The 14490-nt window shown below is 71.0% G+C and carries 11 protein-coding genes; 8 read left to right on the top strand and 3 right to left on the bottom strand.

Annotated features, from left to right (window positions below; genetic code table 11):
• Window positions 1-92 precede the first annotated feature (92 nt).
• The 7 genes from OG897_RS19310 (at window position 93) to OG897_RS19280 (ending at window position 6641) form a co-directional block, all read left to right on the top strand.
• A complete protein-coding gene (locus tag OG897_RS19310; protein ID WP_266658440.1) occupies window positions 93-407 on the top strand; it encodes a (2Fe-2S)-binding protein in 315 nt (104 codons plus the stop codon).
• Window positions 388-1803 (top strand): NAD(P)/FAD-dependent oxidoreductase, encoded by a 1416-nt coding sequence (locus OG897_RS19305; protein ID WP_266658439.1) that lies wholly within the window; start codon window positions 388-390, stop codon window positions 1801-1803. Before OG897_RS19310 ends, OG897_RS19305 begins: the two co-directional genes overlap by 20 nt.
• Window positions 1804-1883: 80 nt before the next feature.
• On the top strand, window positions 1884-2816 hold the full coding sequence (locus tag OG897_RS19300) for a dihydrodipicolinate synthase family protein (protein ID WP_266658438.1): 933 nt from the start codon (window positions 1884-1886) through the stop codon (window positions 2814-2816).
• Between the two features lie 95 nt (window positions 2817-2911).
• Window positions 2912-3928 carry a proline racemase family protein gene (locus OG897_RS19295; RefSeq protein WP_266660321.1) on the top strand — a complete coding sequence of 339 codons (1017 nt, stop codon included), beginning with the start codon at window positions 2912-2914 and terminating at the stop codon, window positions 3926-3928.
• Window positions 3925-5319 carry an aldehyde dehydrogenase gene (locus OG897_RS19290; RefSeq protein WP_266658437.1) on the top strand — a complete coding sequence of 465 codons (1395 nt, stop codon included), beginning with the start codon at window positions 3925-3927 and terminating at the stop codon, window positions 5317-5319. The genes OG897_RS19295 and OG897_RS19290 overlap by 4 nt, the downstream gene beginning before the upstream one ends.
• 40 nt (window positions 5320-5359) lie before the next feature.
• On the top strand, window positions 5360-6079 hold the full coding sequence (locus OG897_RS19285) for a GntR family transcriptional regulator (RefSeq protein WP_266658436.1): 720 nt from the start codon (window positions 5360-5362) through the stop codon (window positions 6077-6079).
• A 127-nt stretch (window positions 6080-6206) separates the two neighbouring features.
• A complete protein-coding gene (locus OG897_RS19280; RefSeq protein ID WP_266658435.1) occupies window positions 6207-6641 on the top strand; it encodes a VOC family protein in 435 nt (144 codons plus the stop codon).
• 211 nt (window positions 6642-6852) lie between these two features.
• On the opposite strand, the gene OG897_RS19275 is transcribed toward OG897_RS19280, so the two are convergent.
• Complete coding sequence (locus OG897_RS19275; RefSeq protein ID WP_266658434.1) at window positions 6853-8256, bottom strand: aminopeptidase P family protein; 1404 nt, start codon at window positions 8254-8256, stop codon at window positions 6853-6855.
• A 163-nt stretch (window positions 8257-8419) separates the two neighbouring features.
• On the opposite strand from OG897_RS19275, the gene OG897_RS19270 reads away from it, so the two are divergent.
• Entirely contained in the window at window positions 8420-10762 is a 2343-nt protein-coding gene (locus OG897_RS19270) for a collagenase (RefSeq protein ID WP_266660319.1), read from the top strand.
• 74 nt (window positions 10763-10836) lie between these two features.
• Here the strand turns inward: OG897_RS19270 and OG897_RS19265 are convergent, their stop codons facing one another.
• Together OG897_RS19265 and OG897_RS19260 are read right to left on the bottom strand one after the other, a co-directional pair.
• Complete coding sequence (locus OG897_RS19265) at window positions 10837-12903, bottom strand: prolyl oligopeptidase family serine peptidase (protein WP_266658433.1); 2067 nt, start codon at window positions 12901-12903, stop codon at window positions 10837-10839.
• A gap of 207 nt (window positions 12904-13110) precedes the next feature.
• Window positions 13111-14388, bottom strand: a complete 1278-nt coding sequence (locus OG897_RS19260; protein WP_266658432.1) for a DUF2993 domain-containing protein — start codon at window positions 14386-14388, stop codon at window positions 13111-13113.
• Window positions 14389-14490 lie beyond the last annotated feature (102 nt).

Below are 14490 nucleotides of genomic sequence, written 5' to 3'. Positions count from 1 at the left end.
CTCCTGCGCCGCCGGGCCCCTCCCCGCCCTTCCACCGCTCCCCGGGGACTCCGCCCCGGACCCCCGTTCCTCAAACGCCGGAGAGGCTGACCATGCCCCGCACTCCCCTCGACCTCGCACGAGCCACCCCCGATCCGCCCTTCGAGATCACCCTCGACGGCCGCCCCCTCCCCGCCCTCCCCGGGCAGACCCTCGCCGCGGCGCTCTGGTCCGCCGGGATCCTCTCCTGGCGCACCAACCGGCGCGACGGGCGTCCCCGGGGGGCCTTCTGCGGGATCGGGTCCTGCTACGACTGCCTCGCCACCGTCAACTCCCGCCCCAATCAACGCGCTTGCCTCGTCCCGGCCCGGCCGGGCGACGCCGTCACCACCCAGGAAGGAACCGGGCGTGCCGACCTCGCCGTCTGACGACACCGCCCCCGATGGCACTCCGTACGACCTCGCCGTCGTCGGCGCGGGTCCCGCGGGCCTGGCCGCGGCGGTCGCCGCCGGCCGGCTCGGACTGCGCGTCGCCCTGCTGGACTCCGCCGCGCGCACGGGCGGCCAGTTCTACCGGCACCCCGCCCCCGGACTCCGCGCCCGGCGGCCCGAAGCCCTGCACCACGCCTGGCAGGCGTACCGCGACAGGGCGCAGAGGCTGGACGCCCTCGTCGCCGCCGGACGCGTCCACCACCTCGCCGAACACCACGTGTGGGCCGTCACCGGCGAGGCGGGGGAGTGGTCCGTGCACGCGGTCCTCGGTCCCGACGGCGCACAGGAGCGCCGTACCGTCCGCGCCGCCGCACTGCTCCTCGCCACCGGCGCGTACGAACGCCAACTTCCCTTTCCCGGCTGGACTTTGCCCGGTGTCGTCGGCGCGGGCGGCGCGCAGGCCATGCTCAAGGCCGGACTCGTCCTGCCCGGCCGACGCATCGTCGTCGCCGGGAGCGGCCCGCTGCTGCTCGCCGTCGCGGGGTCCCTCGCCGCCGCCGGGGCCGACGTGCCGACCGTCGTCGAAGCGAGCGGATACGCGGGATACGCCCGCCGCCCCGGGGCCCTCGTCGCCAATCCCGGCAAACTCGCCGAGGGCGCGGTGCACGCCGCCGCACTCCTCCGGCACCGCGTTCCCGTCAGAACACGCAGTGCCGTCACGGAAGTTCACGGGAAGGAGCGCGTCGAGGCCGTCACCGTCTCGCGCCTCGACCGCGACTGGCGGCCCGTTCCCGGCACCGCGACCCGCATCCCCTGCGACGCCCTCGCCGTCGGCCACGGCCTCGTCCCCCAGCTCGAACCCGCCACCGGAATCGGCTGTGCCACCCGCCTCACCCCCGACGGCACCCACGCCCTGGCCGTCGACGACCGGCAGCGCACCACCGTCCCCGGCGTCTGGTCCGCAGGAGAGACCGGAGGTGTCGGTGGAGCCGAACTCGCACTGCTGGAAGGCGAATTGGCCGCACTCGACATCGCCGGAAAGGGAGGGAAGGGGCGCGAGGACCGCGCCCGTCGCCGCGACCGGCTGCGGCGCTTCGCCGACTCCATGGCCGTCGCCCACGCCCCCCGTCCCGGCTGGACCGGCTGGCTGGGCGACGACACCGACGTCTGCCGCTGCGAGGAGGTCACCGCGGGCCAGGTGCGAGAAGCGGTCGACGGACTCGGGGCGCGCGACGCCCGTACCGTCAAGCTCCTCACCCGTGCCGGAATGGGCTGGTGCCAGGGCCGGATGTGCGGTCCCGCCGTCGCCTGCCTGGCGGGCGACGCGAGTGACACCGCCCCCCGCCGCCCGTTCGCCTGCCCCGTCACCCTCGGTCAGCTCGCTGAAGACTGACCACACTCCGTGCACCTGCCCCCTTGTCGGGGCCCATGCCTCTCAATAAAATGTCACACATCACTCTAGGGAGTTCCTCCATGAACGCGACGAGCACGAACCCGACCACGGGCACCGCCACCACCGCCCGCACCCACCCCTGGCGCGGCATCATGGTCGCCACCACCCTCCCCTTCCACGACGACCTCACCGTCGACTACGACGCCTACGCCGCCCAGGTCGCCCGCCTCCTCGAAGCGGGCTGCGACGGCGTCGTCCCCAACGGCTCCCTCGGCGAGTACCAGACCCTCACCGACGACGAGCGTACCCAGGTCGTACGGACCGCCGTCGAGGTCGCTGGCGGCGACCGCGTCATGCCCGGCGTCGCCGCGTACGGCAGTGCCGAGTCGCTGCGCTGGGCCGAGCAGGCGGCCGAGATGGGCGCCGGATCGGTGCTTCTGCTCCCGCCCAACGCCTTCCGCGCCGACGCGGGTTCGGTGCGCGCCCACTACGCGGAGGTCGCCCGCGCCGGTGTCCCCGTCGTCGCGTACAACAACCCGTTCGACACCAAGGTCGACCTCACCCCGCAGCTCCTCGCCGACCTGCACTCCGACGGCAGCATCGTCGCCGTCAAGGAGTTCAGCGGCGACGTCCGCCGGGCCTACGAGATAGCGGAACTCGCCCCGGAACTCGACCTGTTGATCGGTGCGGACGACGTGCTGCTCGAACTCGCCCTCGCCGGGGCCGTCGGCTGGATCGCCGGATATCCCAACGCCCTCCCCGCCTCCTCGGTCGCCCTCTACCGGGCCGCCGTCGCCGGTGACCTCGACACCGCGCTGCCCCTCTACCGGGCCCTGCACCCGCTGCTGCGCTGGGACTCCAAGACGGAGTTCGTGCAGTCCATCAAGCTCTCCATGGACCTCGCGGGCGAGCGCGGCGGCCCCACCCGCCCGCCGCGCTTCCCGCTCCCCGAGGAGCAGGCGTCCGTCGTGCGCGCCGTCACCGAGAAGCTCCTCGCAGACGGTCACCGCTGAGCAGACGGTCACTGCTGAGCGGTCGGTCACCGCTGGCTGCCGACCGCCGACCGCTGATCCAGGAAGTGCCCCAACCCCCCGCACCGGAGGCCCAGTTGCGCACCCGCCACGTCTTCCATGCCGTCGACTCCCACACCGAGGGCATGCCCACCCGCGTCATCACCGGCGGCGTCGGCACCATCCCCGGCGCCACCATGGCCGAGCGCCGCCTGTACTTCGCCGAGCACCGGGACGCCGTCCGCACGCTGCTCATGTACGAGCCGCGCGGCCACGCCTCCATGAGCGGGGCCATCCTCCAGCCGCCGACCCGCCCCGACGCCGACTACGGCGTTCTCTTCATCGAGGTTTCCGGGTACCTCCCGATGTGCGGCCACGGCACCATCGGCGTCGCCACCGTCCTCGTCGAGACCGGCATGGTCGAGGTCCGAGAGCCCGTCACCACCGTCCGGCTCGACACCCCGGCGGGCCTCGTCTCCGTCGACGTACAGGTGAAGGACGGAGCCGCCACCGGCGTCACCCTCACCAACGTCCCCGCCTTCAGCGTCGCCCTCGACCGCAAGATCGAGGTGCCCGAACTCGGTACGGTCACCTACGACATGGCGTACGGCGGCAACTTCTACGCCTTCGTGCCGCTCGACTCCGTGGGCCCCGACGGCATCCCGTTCGACCGTGCCCGCAAGGACGACATCCTCGCCGCCGGGCTCGCCCTGATGGCCGCCGTCAACGCCGACGAGGAGCACCGCCCGGTGCACCCCGAGGACGACCGCATCGCGGGCCTCAAGCACGTCTACTTCGCGGCCCCCGGCTCCGACGCCACCCGCTCCCGGCACGCGATGGCCATCCACCCCGGCTGGTTCGACCGCTCGCCCTGCGGCACCGGCACCTCCGCCCGGATGGCCCAGCTGCACGCCCGAGGCGAACTCCCCGTCGGCCAGGACTTCGTCAACGAGTCCTTCATCGGTACGGAGTTCACCGGCCGCCTCGTCGAGGAGACCACCGTCGGCGGCCTCCCCGCGGTCGTGCCCACGGTCACCGGACGCGCCTGGATCACCGGCACCGCACAGTACTTCCTCGACCCCACCGACCCGTTCCCCGGAGGGTTCCTCCTGTGACGAGCACCATCGCCTCCACCCGCGTCGTCTCCCACAACCCGGCGAACCCCGCCGACCAGGTCGCCGACGTCCCCAGCACCGGTACCTGGCGCACTGTCGAGGCCACCGACCGCGCCCGCGACGCCCACCGGTCCTGGTACGCGTCCGGTGCCGCCGCCCGTTCCCAGGCGCTTGGCGCCGCCGCGTACGCCATCGAGCAGGCGGGCGCCGAGCTGGCGGACCTCGCCGTACGAGAGGTGGGCAAGCCCCTCGCCGAAGCGCGCGGCGAGGTCGCGCGCACGGTCGCCATCCTCCGCTACTTTGCCCAACTCCCTTACGACGCAACGGGATCGGTACACGAGACGGCCTCTGGACCCGGCCTCCTGCTCACCCGCCGCAGGCCGTACGGCGTCGCGGGGCTCATCACCCCGTGGAACTTCCCCTTCGCCATCCCCGTCTGGAAGGCCGCACCGGCCCTCGCGGCGGGCAACGCTGTTGTCCTCAAGCCCGCACCCGAGGCCACCGCCTGCGCGATCCGCCTCACCGAGCTCCTGCAACAGGCCCTCCCCGAAGGGGTGTTCACCCTCATTCCCGGAGGTGCGCCCGAAGGCAACGCGCTCACCTCCGCCGCCGACGTGATCTCCTTCACCGGTTCCACCGTCACCGGGGGCGCCGTCGTCCGCAACGCCACCGCACGCGGCATCCCCGTCCAGGCCGAGATGGGCGGCCTCAACGCCGCACTCGTCCTCCCCGACGCCGACCCGCAGCGGGCCGCCGCGCACATCGCTGCCGCCATCGCCGGATACGCGGGCCAGAAATGCACCGCCACCAGCCGCGTCATCGCCGTGGGCGCGGCACTGGCCCCCCTCCGGGACGCCCTCGCGGACGCGCTCCGCGCGATCCCGGCCGCTGACCCCTCGGACCCCGCCACCGTGTGTGGTCCGGTGATCTCGGAGGCCGCGCGCCGCAAGGTGCTGGACGCCTCCAGCGACGTGGCCCTGCTCGCGGGAGGCAAGCCCGCACACGACGAAGGATGGTACGTGGCGCCCACCCTCGTCGAGCAAGTGCCGTCCGGGCACCAGCTGTTGAGGGAAGAGATCTTCGGCCCCGTCGCCGTCCTGCTGCACGCGACCGACCTCGACCAAGCGGTACGAATGGCCAACGCCGTGCCGCACGGGCTCGTCACCTCCGTGCACACGCGGGACCTCGACACCGCCCTGCACGGGCTCGACGCGCTCGACACGGGCATGATCCGTATCAATGCGCCATCGTCCGGTGTCGACTTCCACCTCCCCTTCGGCGGAACCAAGTCCTCCAGCCACGGCCCGCGTGAACAGGGCCGTAGTGCACTGGACTTCTACACCTCGACACGCACCTACTCGCTCCACCGGGCCACCGACCGCGCAACGTGACATTGTACGCTGGCGGTCCGCAGCAACACGGAGGACCGTCATGGGTGAACTCAAGCAGCAGCGCCACCTGATCACCGCACAGGAACGACTTCGCGACCAGGTCGCGAACGCCCTGCGCGCGGCGCTGATCGCGGGCGAACTCAGGCCGGGCTCCGTCTACTCGGCGCCCGGCCTCGCCGCCGACTTCGGCGTCTCCGCGACGCCCGTGCGCGAGGCGATGCTCGACCTGGCGCGTGAGGGCCTGGTGGAGCCCGTGCGGAACAAGGGGTTCCGGATCACCGAGGTGAGCGAGCGCGACCTCGACCAGTACACCGAGATCCGTGCCCTCATCGAGGTGCCTGTGGTCGGTCGGATCACCAGGACCGCCACCCGCGAGGAACTGGAGGCGTTGCGTCCGGTCGCGCTGGAGATCGTGGCGTCGGCCCGCAAGCACGACCTGATCGGCTATCTGGAGGCCGACCGCCGCTTCCACCTGACACTGCTGGGCCTCGCGGGCAACGAGCGACTGGTGGAGACGGTGGGAGACCTGCGCAAGCGTTCCCGCCTGTACGGCCTGACCCGGCTCGACGAGCGCAACGAGCTGCTGCCGTCGGCGGAGGAACACCTGGAACTCCTGGACCTGATGCTGACCGGAGACGCCGAGGCCGCGGAGGCGTGCATGGAGAGGCACCTGGGGCACGTGAGGTCGCTGTGGGCGCAGGGCAGGGACGAACCGGTGGAGCCGAGGCAGCCGGCGGCGCGGAAGCTGGGCGCGCGATAGCGCTGGATGTGGTGGTTGGGTAGCGGGGCAGGGGGTGGCGTACCAGGATGGGTCTTCCATCCTGGTACGCCGCCCCCTGCTTCTGCTTCCGCTGCGGGCGACGTCCCGAGCAGTGGAGGAGAACCCCATGGAATGGACCCTCGAAGTCGTCATGGTGCCGGTGGCGGACATCGACCGGGCGAAGGGCTTCTACGCGGACAAGTGCGGATTCAAGGTCGACATCGACATGCAGATCAGTGAGACGACCCGGGTCGTGCAGCTGACACCGGCGGGCTCGCGCTGCTCGATCGTACTGACGGAGGGCATGGCCCCGCCGTCGCAATGGGCCACTCCGGCGGAGCCCGGGTCGCTCCAGGGACTACAGCTGTGCGTCGTGGACATCGAGGCGGGGCGCGAGGAGCTGGCGGGGAGGGGGGTCGACATCAGCCCCGTGCTGCACCTGGGGGAGAAGGGCTGGGAGGAAGGCAAGGGCGACACCTGGAATTCCTGGGCCTACTTCCGCGACCCCGACGGCAACGGCTGGGTCATCCAGGAAGCCCCCGCCCCCCTCTCGGAGAGGTAGAGGCTTTCCGTAGGTGCGGGGAGGCTGCGAAGCATGCCTCCAGGGGCGTGGGGAACTGCGCGACCAGCCACGACGCACCCGCACGTGTACGGGACTGCCGCGCGGCGAGCGCTTTAGGTGAAGGGGCGGGGTAGGGGACTCATCCCGCCGAAGGCGGGCCGGGGTCCGGGGCAGAGCCCCCGGCAGTGACCCCGGCCCCACCCCCGAGCCCTCAGCCGAGCAACGATCCCATCCACTCCTCAACCGCATCCGCCTCGCGCGGCAACGCAGAGGACATCAGCCGCGCCCCGTCAGTCGTGATGACCAGATCGTCCTCGATCCGGACACCAATGCCCCGCAGCTCCTGCGGCAGCGTCTCGTCGTCCGGCTGAAGGTAGAGCCCCGGCTCCACGGTCAGCACCTGCCCCTCCTCCAGCACTCCGTCCAGGTACTGCGAAGCCCTCGCCTGCGCGCAGTCATGCAGGTCCAGCCCCATCATGTGCCCCGAGCTGCACAACGAGTACCGCCGGTGCAGCCCGCTCTCCGCCCGCAGCGACTCCTCCGGCGACACCCTCAGCACACCCCATTCGTGCAGCCCCTCCGCCAGCACCGCCGAGCACGCCCGGTGGAAGTCCCGGAAGCTCGCCCCCGGCTTCAGCGCCGCGATGCCCGCGTTCTGCGCGGCCAGCACCAGGTCGTACACCTGCCGCTGCACCGGCGAGAAGCGCCCCGAGAGCGGGAGCGTCCGCGTGATGTCGGAGGTGTAGAGGCTGTCCGCCTCGACTCCCGCGTCCAGCAGCAGCAGCTTGTCCCGGTCGAGGGCCCCGTCGTTGCGTATCCAGTGCAGCACGCACGCGTGCGCGCCGGACGCCGCGATCGTGTCGTACCCGGGCCCGTTGCCGTCCGCCCGCGCCCGGAGATTGAAGACTCCTTCGATCCACCGCTCCCCGCGCGGATGCGCCAGGGCCGTCGGCAGTGACCGTACGACGTCCTCGAACCCGCTCACGGTGTGGTCCACCGCCAGCTGGATCTGTCCCACCTCCCACGCGTCCTTCACGAGCCTCAACTCGCTCAGGGAGACGGTGAGTTCGGGATCGACACCCGCCACCCTCGCCCCGGCCCCCACCACCAGGTCGTCGAGGTGCGCACACCTGATCCCCGTCAGTTGCGCCGCCTCCGCCAGGTCCGGCCGCCGCCCCACCCAGAACTCGCCGTACCTGCGGTCCCGGTAGAACTCCCCGCGCCCGTCCCCGCGCGGCGAGCGCGGCCGTACGTACAGCACGGCTTCCCCGTCCGGCTGGATCACCAGTGCGTGCCCCGGCTGGTCCTCGGTCGTCAGCCCGGTCAGCCAGACGTACGCGCTGTACGGCCGGAAGCGGTAGTCGCAGTCGTTCGACCGGACCTTCAACTCACCCGCCGGAATCACCAGTTGCTCGCCGGGGAAGCGAGCGGCCAGCCGCTCCCTGCGACCCGCGAAGTGCTCGAAACCCGGTACGCGTGCGTCGGGGGCGGGCAGCGGCGAGGCCGCCCACCGCTCACCCATGTACGCATCCAGCGCGGGCGAAACCGGCAAATCGTGGCTTACGGTGCGGAGTTGCTCGGTCTGCGCGGGCTTCGAGCTGGGGTGCGAGGTCACTTTTTCGCCTCCGGAGGCAGGAGAGTCGTCTGAAGTCTTGTCAGTGCAATTTCACATTACTATGTTACGGGTCACACCTCGGGGTGCGGAACCCGACGCAACCGTCGGCACCGGCCCCTCAACTCCCCACACAGATCCGGAGACCCAGGTGTCCCACTCGCGTATGCCGCGCAGGATTCTGCTGGCCGCCACTCTCTCGACCGCCCTCGTCGTACCGGTCATCCAGTCGGCCCAGGCCGCGCCCCTTCCCTCCGCGACGAACGCCTTCTCCGACGCCGCCCGACAGCCGCAGCCCCGTGCGGCCCAGGCCGACGTCAACCCCTTCGACGAGGTCGAACGGCTCGCGACCGCACCGAAGTCGGAGAGCGCCATTCCGGCGCCCCAGGCCATCACCAAGGAAGGCCGGATACCGGGTGCCCAGACCAAGGCGCTCCCGGCCGCCGAGAGATCCTCGGCCCAGAGATCCCTGAGAGCGGCGGGCGTCCCCTGCACCCTCGACGGCATCACGCGCCTCGGCCCCGAGCAGTTCGCGGACTTCCTCGCCGACCCGGCCGTCACCGCCGACGGCTGTATGCGCGACCTGATCTGGACCTGGGACGCCCGCCTCGCGCCGGTCATGTCCGACGCCCACGTGCAGGCCGTCGCCCGGCGCATATCGAGCCTCGCCCCGAACCACGACGGCAAGAACACCACCCACCTGTACGAGATGTTCACGTACCTGCACGCGGTGGCCTACCACGACTTCTCGCGCGACGAGATCGACACCACCGACACCCCGACCGTGGAGACCGTGCGCCGCGCGATCAACGACTTCGGCACGGCGGCCCGCACCTTCGACGTCACCAAGACCAACGCCAACACCCTGCGCGAGGCGCTCTACGCCGCAGGACCCGGCCTGCGCCATTCCCAACTGGGCCTGATCCGCAAGGTCCTGGCCACCATGGACCAGTACCACAACACCCAGTACGCGGACCCGGCCTGGGGCGGCGCCGCACTGGCCGCGCTGTCGACGAACTACCTCGGCGTCTACCCCGGCAACAAGGACACGGCCTTCCACACGGTCGTCAAGGAGAACGCCGCGTACCGCGAGTCGTTCAAGAAGTTCGCCGGTTACACCCACCTCAAGGGCACGCCCAACGAGTGGGTGGTGCGCGACGCGCTCAGCGAGTACGGCCGGTTCGGCCAGATCGACGGGCTCAAGGACTCCATCGTCGCCGACCTCGGCCCCCTCCTCGCCACCACCAAGCAGAACTTCGGCGACGGCAGCGCGCCCTGGGCCAAGGTCGCCAGCTGGCTCAACACGTACGAAGCGTGCAAGCCGTACGGGGTGTGCAAGGAGGACATCGAGAAGAGGATCTTCCCGTACACCTACACCTACGACAACGGCGCCATCAAGGTCCGCACCGGCCTCGACCGCGCCACCGTCGACCAGCTCTACTACGCGTCCAAGCAGGTCAAGGCCCAGTTCCACCGGGTGATCGGCAGCACCGAGCCGATCGCGGGCGACACCAACACCACCCTCAACACCGTCCTGTACGCATCCCGCGCGGACTACGAGAACTACCACCCGCTGCTCACCGGCATGGCCACCAACAACGGCGGCGTCTACATCGAGAAGGGCGCCACCTTCTACACCTACCAGCGCCGCGTCCCCCAGGACTCCCAGCTGACCCTCGAAGAGCTCTTCCGCCACGAGTACGTCCACTACCTCAACGGCCGCTTCGCCGTGCACGGCTCCTTCGGTCAAGGTCCCTGGTACCAGAACGACCGCACCACCGCCATGGACGAGGGCACCGGCGAGTTCTTCGACGGCGCCACCCGCGAGGACGGCATCGCCGTACGCAAGTCGCTGGTCAAGAGCATCATCGCCGACACCTCGCGCGGCGGCCCGCGCATGACGGTCAATCAGCTCCTGCACGCCACCTACAACGGCGACGGCTTCCGCTTCTACCCGTACGCCGGGACCTTCTTCGAGTACCTGTGGCGCGACCACCCGGGCAAGCTCCAGGAGATGTACAAGCACCTGCGCGCCAACGACGTCGCGGCCTACGACGCCTGGCGCAAGCAGCAGGGCTCCGACGTCAACCTCCAGCGCGGCTACGACGCCTTCCTCGACCAGCAGATCGCCATCGTCGACCAGCTCTTCGTGCCCAACACCCAGTACACGCCCAACGGTTCGCTGAAGTTCGCCTCCGCCGCCGACGTCAAGGCCGCCTTCAAGACCGCCACCTACATCGACCCCGCCGCCTGCAAGGACGACGGCGGCAAGGAACTCGGCCGCTTCACCTGCACCGGCCGGATCACCGCCAACCTGAGCAACTCCGCTGATCCCAGCAAGGTGTTCAAGGACGTGTCGGAGACCGTCGACTACTACCTCCTCGACCGGTCCAAGCCCGCCGCGAACAACTTCGGCGACATGAACTGCTCCTTCGGGAAGGTCGACGTCTGGTCCACCGGCCAGGCAGGCACCACCGACTTCGTCTGCGAGGGCCCGCTGCGCCGCTGACGTCCTGATACGGCAGAGGGGCCCCGGTGAGCACCACCCGGGGCCCCGCTGCTCTTTCCGTGGTGACCTCTCGGTTACGGCAACGACCGCCGCAGGAACGCCAGATCGTGCACCATCAGCTGCTCCCGCACTCCGGCGGGGAGGATGTGCGAGACACCCGGAAGCGTCAGGACCTCGTGCTCCCGGCCCGCATCGGTCAGCGCCTCCGAGAGGCGGAAGACGTGCGTCGGGTGCACGTTGTCGTCGGCGAGCCCCTGCACCATCAGCAGCGGTCGGCTCAGTCCGGCGGCGTCCGCGCGCAGGGCCACCCGGTCGTAGACCTCGGGGTGGTCCTCGGGAAGCCCCAAGTACCGTTCCGTGTACGCCGTGTCGTACTCACGGCTGTCGGTCGGGGGTGCCCCGGCCACAGCCGCGTGGAACACGTCCGGCCGCCGCAGTACGGCGAGCGCCGCGAGGTACCCGCCGTACGACCAGCCGCGCACCGCCACCCGGCTCAGGTCCAACTCCGGGTGCAGTGCGCCCAGTTCCTGGAGGGCCGCCACCTGGTCGCCGAGCACGACGTGGGCGAAGCCCTGGTAGATGGCGTGGGCGAACGCGGGCGAGACGTTCGAGGTGCCCCGGTTGTCGACCGTCACCACGGCGAAGCCCTGGTCGGCCCACCACTGCCGGTTCTGCTGCACACGGGGGTCGCTGGTCACGGCCTGCGCGCCCGGACCGCCGTACACGTCCAGGAGCACGGGCAGACGCTCCCCGGCGGCGTGCCCGCGCGGCAGTACGACCTGGGTCGGAATCCGGTGCTCGGTGACCCGGGCGAAGCGCGGCGCGACCGTGTACGGCAGGGGCTCGGCGAGGCTCCGGAGCGTCAACTCCCGCCCGTCGGAGGTGTGTACGGTGCGCCGGACCTGCTCGCCGGGAACGGCGGAGACGAGCAGCAGCGCCCCCGAGGACACGACGACACCGTGCACCCCCGGCCCCTCGGTGAGGGCCCGCACCGTGCCGTCGGCCGGGTCGAGCAGGACGACGTGCTGGTCGGCGGGCTCGTCGAAAGCCGCCTCGACCACCAGCGAGCCGCCGAACTCGCCTGCGAAGGACCGGACCTGAAGGCCGGGTCCCGTGAGCGGCTGCCCGTCCACGAGCAGTGTCTGCGCCGCACCGCCCTCGGTCTCGCCCGGGGTGAGAATCCGACCGTCCGCCAACTGGCCGGGCGTGCCCGGAACTTGCTCGACCCACAGTGGATGCGTGGTCCGCGACAGCACCCGTGTGGCGCCGGTCGCCGGGTCGGCGGACAGCAGCAGCATCTCGCGCTGGAGCCGGTCCTGCACGGTCAGCCGGACCTCGGTGTCCGACTCCCATCCGGCGTCCGTGACGTACGGGTACGCCGCGGGGTCCCACTCCAGCCGTACGTTCCCGTCCTCGCGCAGCACCCACAGCCCCACGTCCGCGTTGGGGCCGCCCGCCAGCGGATAGGCGAACTCGCCGCCGAAGTCCAGGCGGGGCAGCGCCGACTCGTCCACCCGGGCCGACAGGAGGGTCCTGCCGTCCGGCGCCCACCAGTGCCCGCGCGAGCGGCCCAGTTCCTCGGCCGCGGCGAATTCGGCGATGCCCCAGCGGGCGCCGTCGTCGGGGGAGACCTGCGTCGATGTGCCCCGGTCGCAGTCGGCGACGTACAGCCGGTCCTCGCAGACGTACGCGATCCGCGAGCCGTCGGCGTTCGGCCGGGGGTCGAAGACCGGGCCAGGCGCGGGGATCTCCTGCGGTTCCGGCTTGCCCTGCGGGTCCGTGCCGACGCGGAACAGGCGGCCGTACAGCGCGAAGACGGCGAAGCGGCCGTCGCCGGAGAGCGAGTAGAGGCCGATCCCGGCGGCGACGAGCCGGATGCGCTCCCTCAACTGCCGTTCGACGAGCGGAGGTTCACCCCCTTCGGGGGCCAGGGCGCGGCACTCGGTGAGCTGCCGCTCCTCACCCGTGGCGGTGTCCAGGACCCAGAGGTCGTCGTACGGGTCGGTGGGCCCGGCGGAGCGCAGGAAGAAGAGCAGCTTCCCGCCGTCGGCGAAGGTCGTGGCGCGCGGGGCGCCGTAGGAGAAGCGGCCGGTTCTGGCGGAGAGGGCGAGGAAGGGGTCGCTCAAGGGTTCCAGGGACATGGACCGATCGTCTCCGGAGCGGCTGCCCGGGTCAAGCTGTAATATGTGAAATTGCACTATGGTGTCGAGTGCCCCCGGGCCCGGGTAGTGCCGGGTCGAGGCGCCCTACGGCGACCCGCCCGGGAACGCGCGCCCCGGAAGAGCGCGAAGGGCCGGGTGCCGCCGCACCCGGCCCGGGATCCGCTGGGACTACGGGGACTGCTGGGACTACTTGGCCGCCACGTCCCCGAACGTCAGCCCGGTCCCGTTCAGGCCCGCCCGGATGCCCTCCGGCTCCACCTTGATCTCCCGCAGCCGCAGCTCGCCCGGCGTCTTCGGTAGCCGGAACGACATCGACAGCTTCTCGGACAGCTCCGGCGGACGCATCGCCAGCAGCGAGGCGATCATCTTCGGGTCGATGCCCACCTTCTTCAGCAGCCACGGGTGGTCGATCACCACGTCCACCAGGTTGAGGCTCATCAACTGCCGCACGAACGTGGGCGAACCGGTCAGCCGGTGCAGCTCCTCCTCGCTGCTCAGGGCCTTCCGCACCCACTCCTTCGGCACGCCGATCCGCTCCACCACCGAGGGCACCGAGAGCAGGGACTTGATCTTCGCCCCCTCCTTGGCGAGACGGGCCGCCGCCTCCGGGTGGAGCCGCAGACCCGAGGTGGCGCGGTCCTTGCCGGGCCGGTAGGTGATCAGGCCGGGAATGTCGACACGCATGTGGTCGATGGTGGTCGACACCGCCTGGTCGCCGTCGCGCCTGATGTGCGCCTCCGCGCCGATCAGCACCTTCGTACCGGCGATCGGCAGTTCGCCGGTCACCTTGATGCGGTTCTCGCCGTCCTTCTTGAACTTGGCCTGGGACGAACCGAGTTCACGGTTCAGGTCGTCGAAGGAGAGCAGGACGTCACCGTCCACACTGCCGATGACCGCGCCCTGGATGGAGGTCGGCAGCGAGCCGACGATGCTGATGTCGCGCGCGGTCGCCCGTACCTCGGCGATCGACACCCGGTCGGCGGCCACGTCGGGAACCGCCACGTCGACCCGGTCGAGGCGCTTGTCGAAGACCTGGGTGAGGAAGGGGAAGCCGTGGATGTCGACCTCCGGCCTGGTCGCCAGGTGCAGGGTCTCCTTGAGCTTCTCCTCGGCCTTGTCCTGGGCGTACATCACTGCGAAACGGTCGCTGAGCAGCAGGAACGCGCACACGACCAGCATGGTCGCGGCCACCTTGAAGACCACGGGTATCGCGCCGAGGCGACTGCGTCCGCGGTGGTTCGGCGGCTGCCACTGGTCGTCGTCCTCGTCGTCGTCCGACTTCAGGCCGAGTCCGAGCAGGCGTTCGTCGGGCTCGTAGGCGGCGTAGTCCGGCTCGGGAGGAGCGAGGCTGGCCAGCTCGTCGTACGGATTGCGGGGGCGGCGTTCGTGGGGGTGGTCGCCGCGGGTCTGGTCTTCGTACGGTTCGTGAGGTGATTCGTGGGGATGGTCGGGATGAGCGGTCATGCGTGTGGGGGGTCGCATCGGAGCATCCCACCACGCGAACCACCCTCGAACGCAAGCTCGATGACCGTCTCCGGGTGGTTTGCACCGTATTGCCGTCGGTCG

Origin of the sequence: Streptomyces sp. NBC_00237 (genome assembly GCF_026342435.1) — a bacterium.
Lineage (GTDB): Bacteria > Actinomycetota > Actinomycetes > Streptomycetales > Streptomycetaceae > Streptomyces.
The sequence above is the reverse complement of the archived record's forward strand: the minus strand, read 5'-3'. Positions and strand labels throughout refer to the sequence as shown.

Coding starts and splice junctions, on each gene's coding strand:
- OG897_RS19310 (WP_266658440.1), top strand. CDS start 93: ATGCCCCGCACTCCCCTCGACCTCGCACGAGCCACCCCCGATCCGCCC.
- OG897_RS19300 (WP_266658438.1), top strand. CDS start 1,884: ATGAACGCGACGAGCACGAACCCGACCACGGGCACCGCCACCACCGCC.
- OG897_RS19285 (WP_266658436.1), top strand. CDS start 5,360: ATGGGTGAACTCAAGCAGCAGCGCCACCTGATCACCGCACAGGAACGA.
- OG897_RS19280 (WP_266658435.1), top strand. CDS start 6,207: ATGGAATGGACCCTCGAAGTCGTCATGGTGCCGGTGGCGGACATCGAC.
- OG897_RS19270 (WP_266660319.1), top strand. CDS start 8,420: ATGCCGCGCAGGATTCTGCTGGCCGCCACTCTCTCGACCGCCCTCGTC.
- OG897_RS19265 (WP_266658433.1), bottom strand. CDS start 12,903: ATGTCCCTGGAACCCTTGAGCGACCCCTTCCTCGCCCTCTCCGCCAGA.
- OG897_RS19260 (WP_266658432.1), bottom strand. CDS start 14,388: ATGACCGCTCATCCCGACCATCCCCACGAATCACCTCACGAACCGTAC.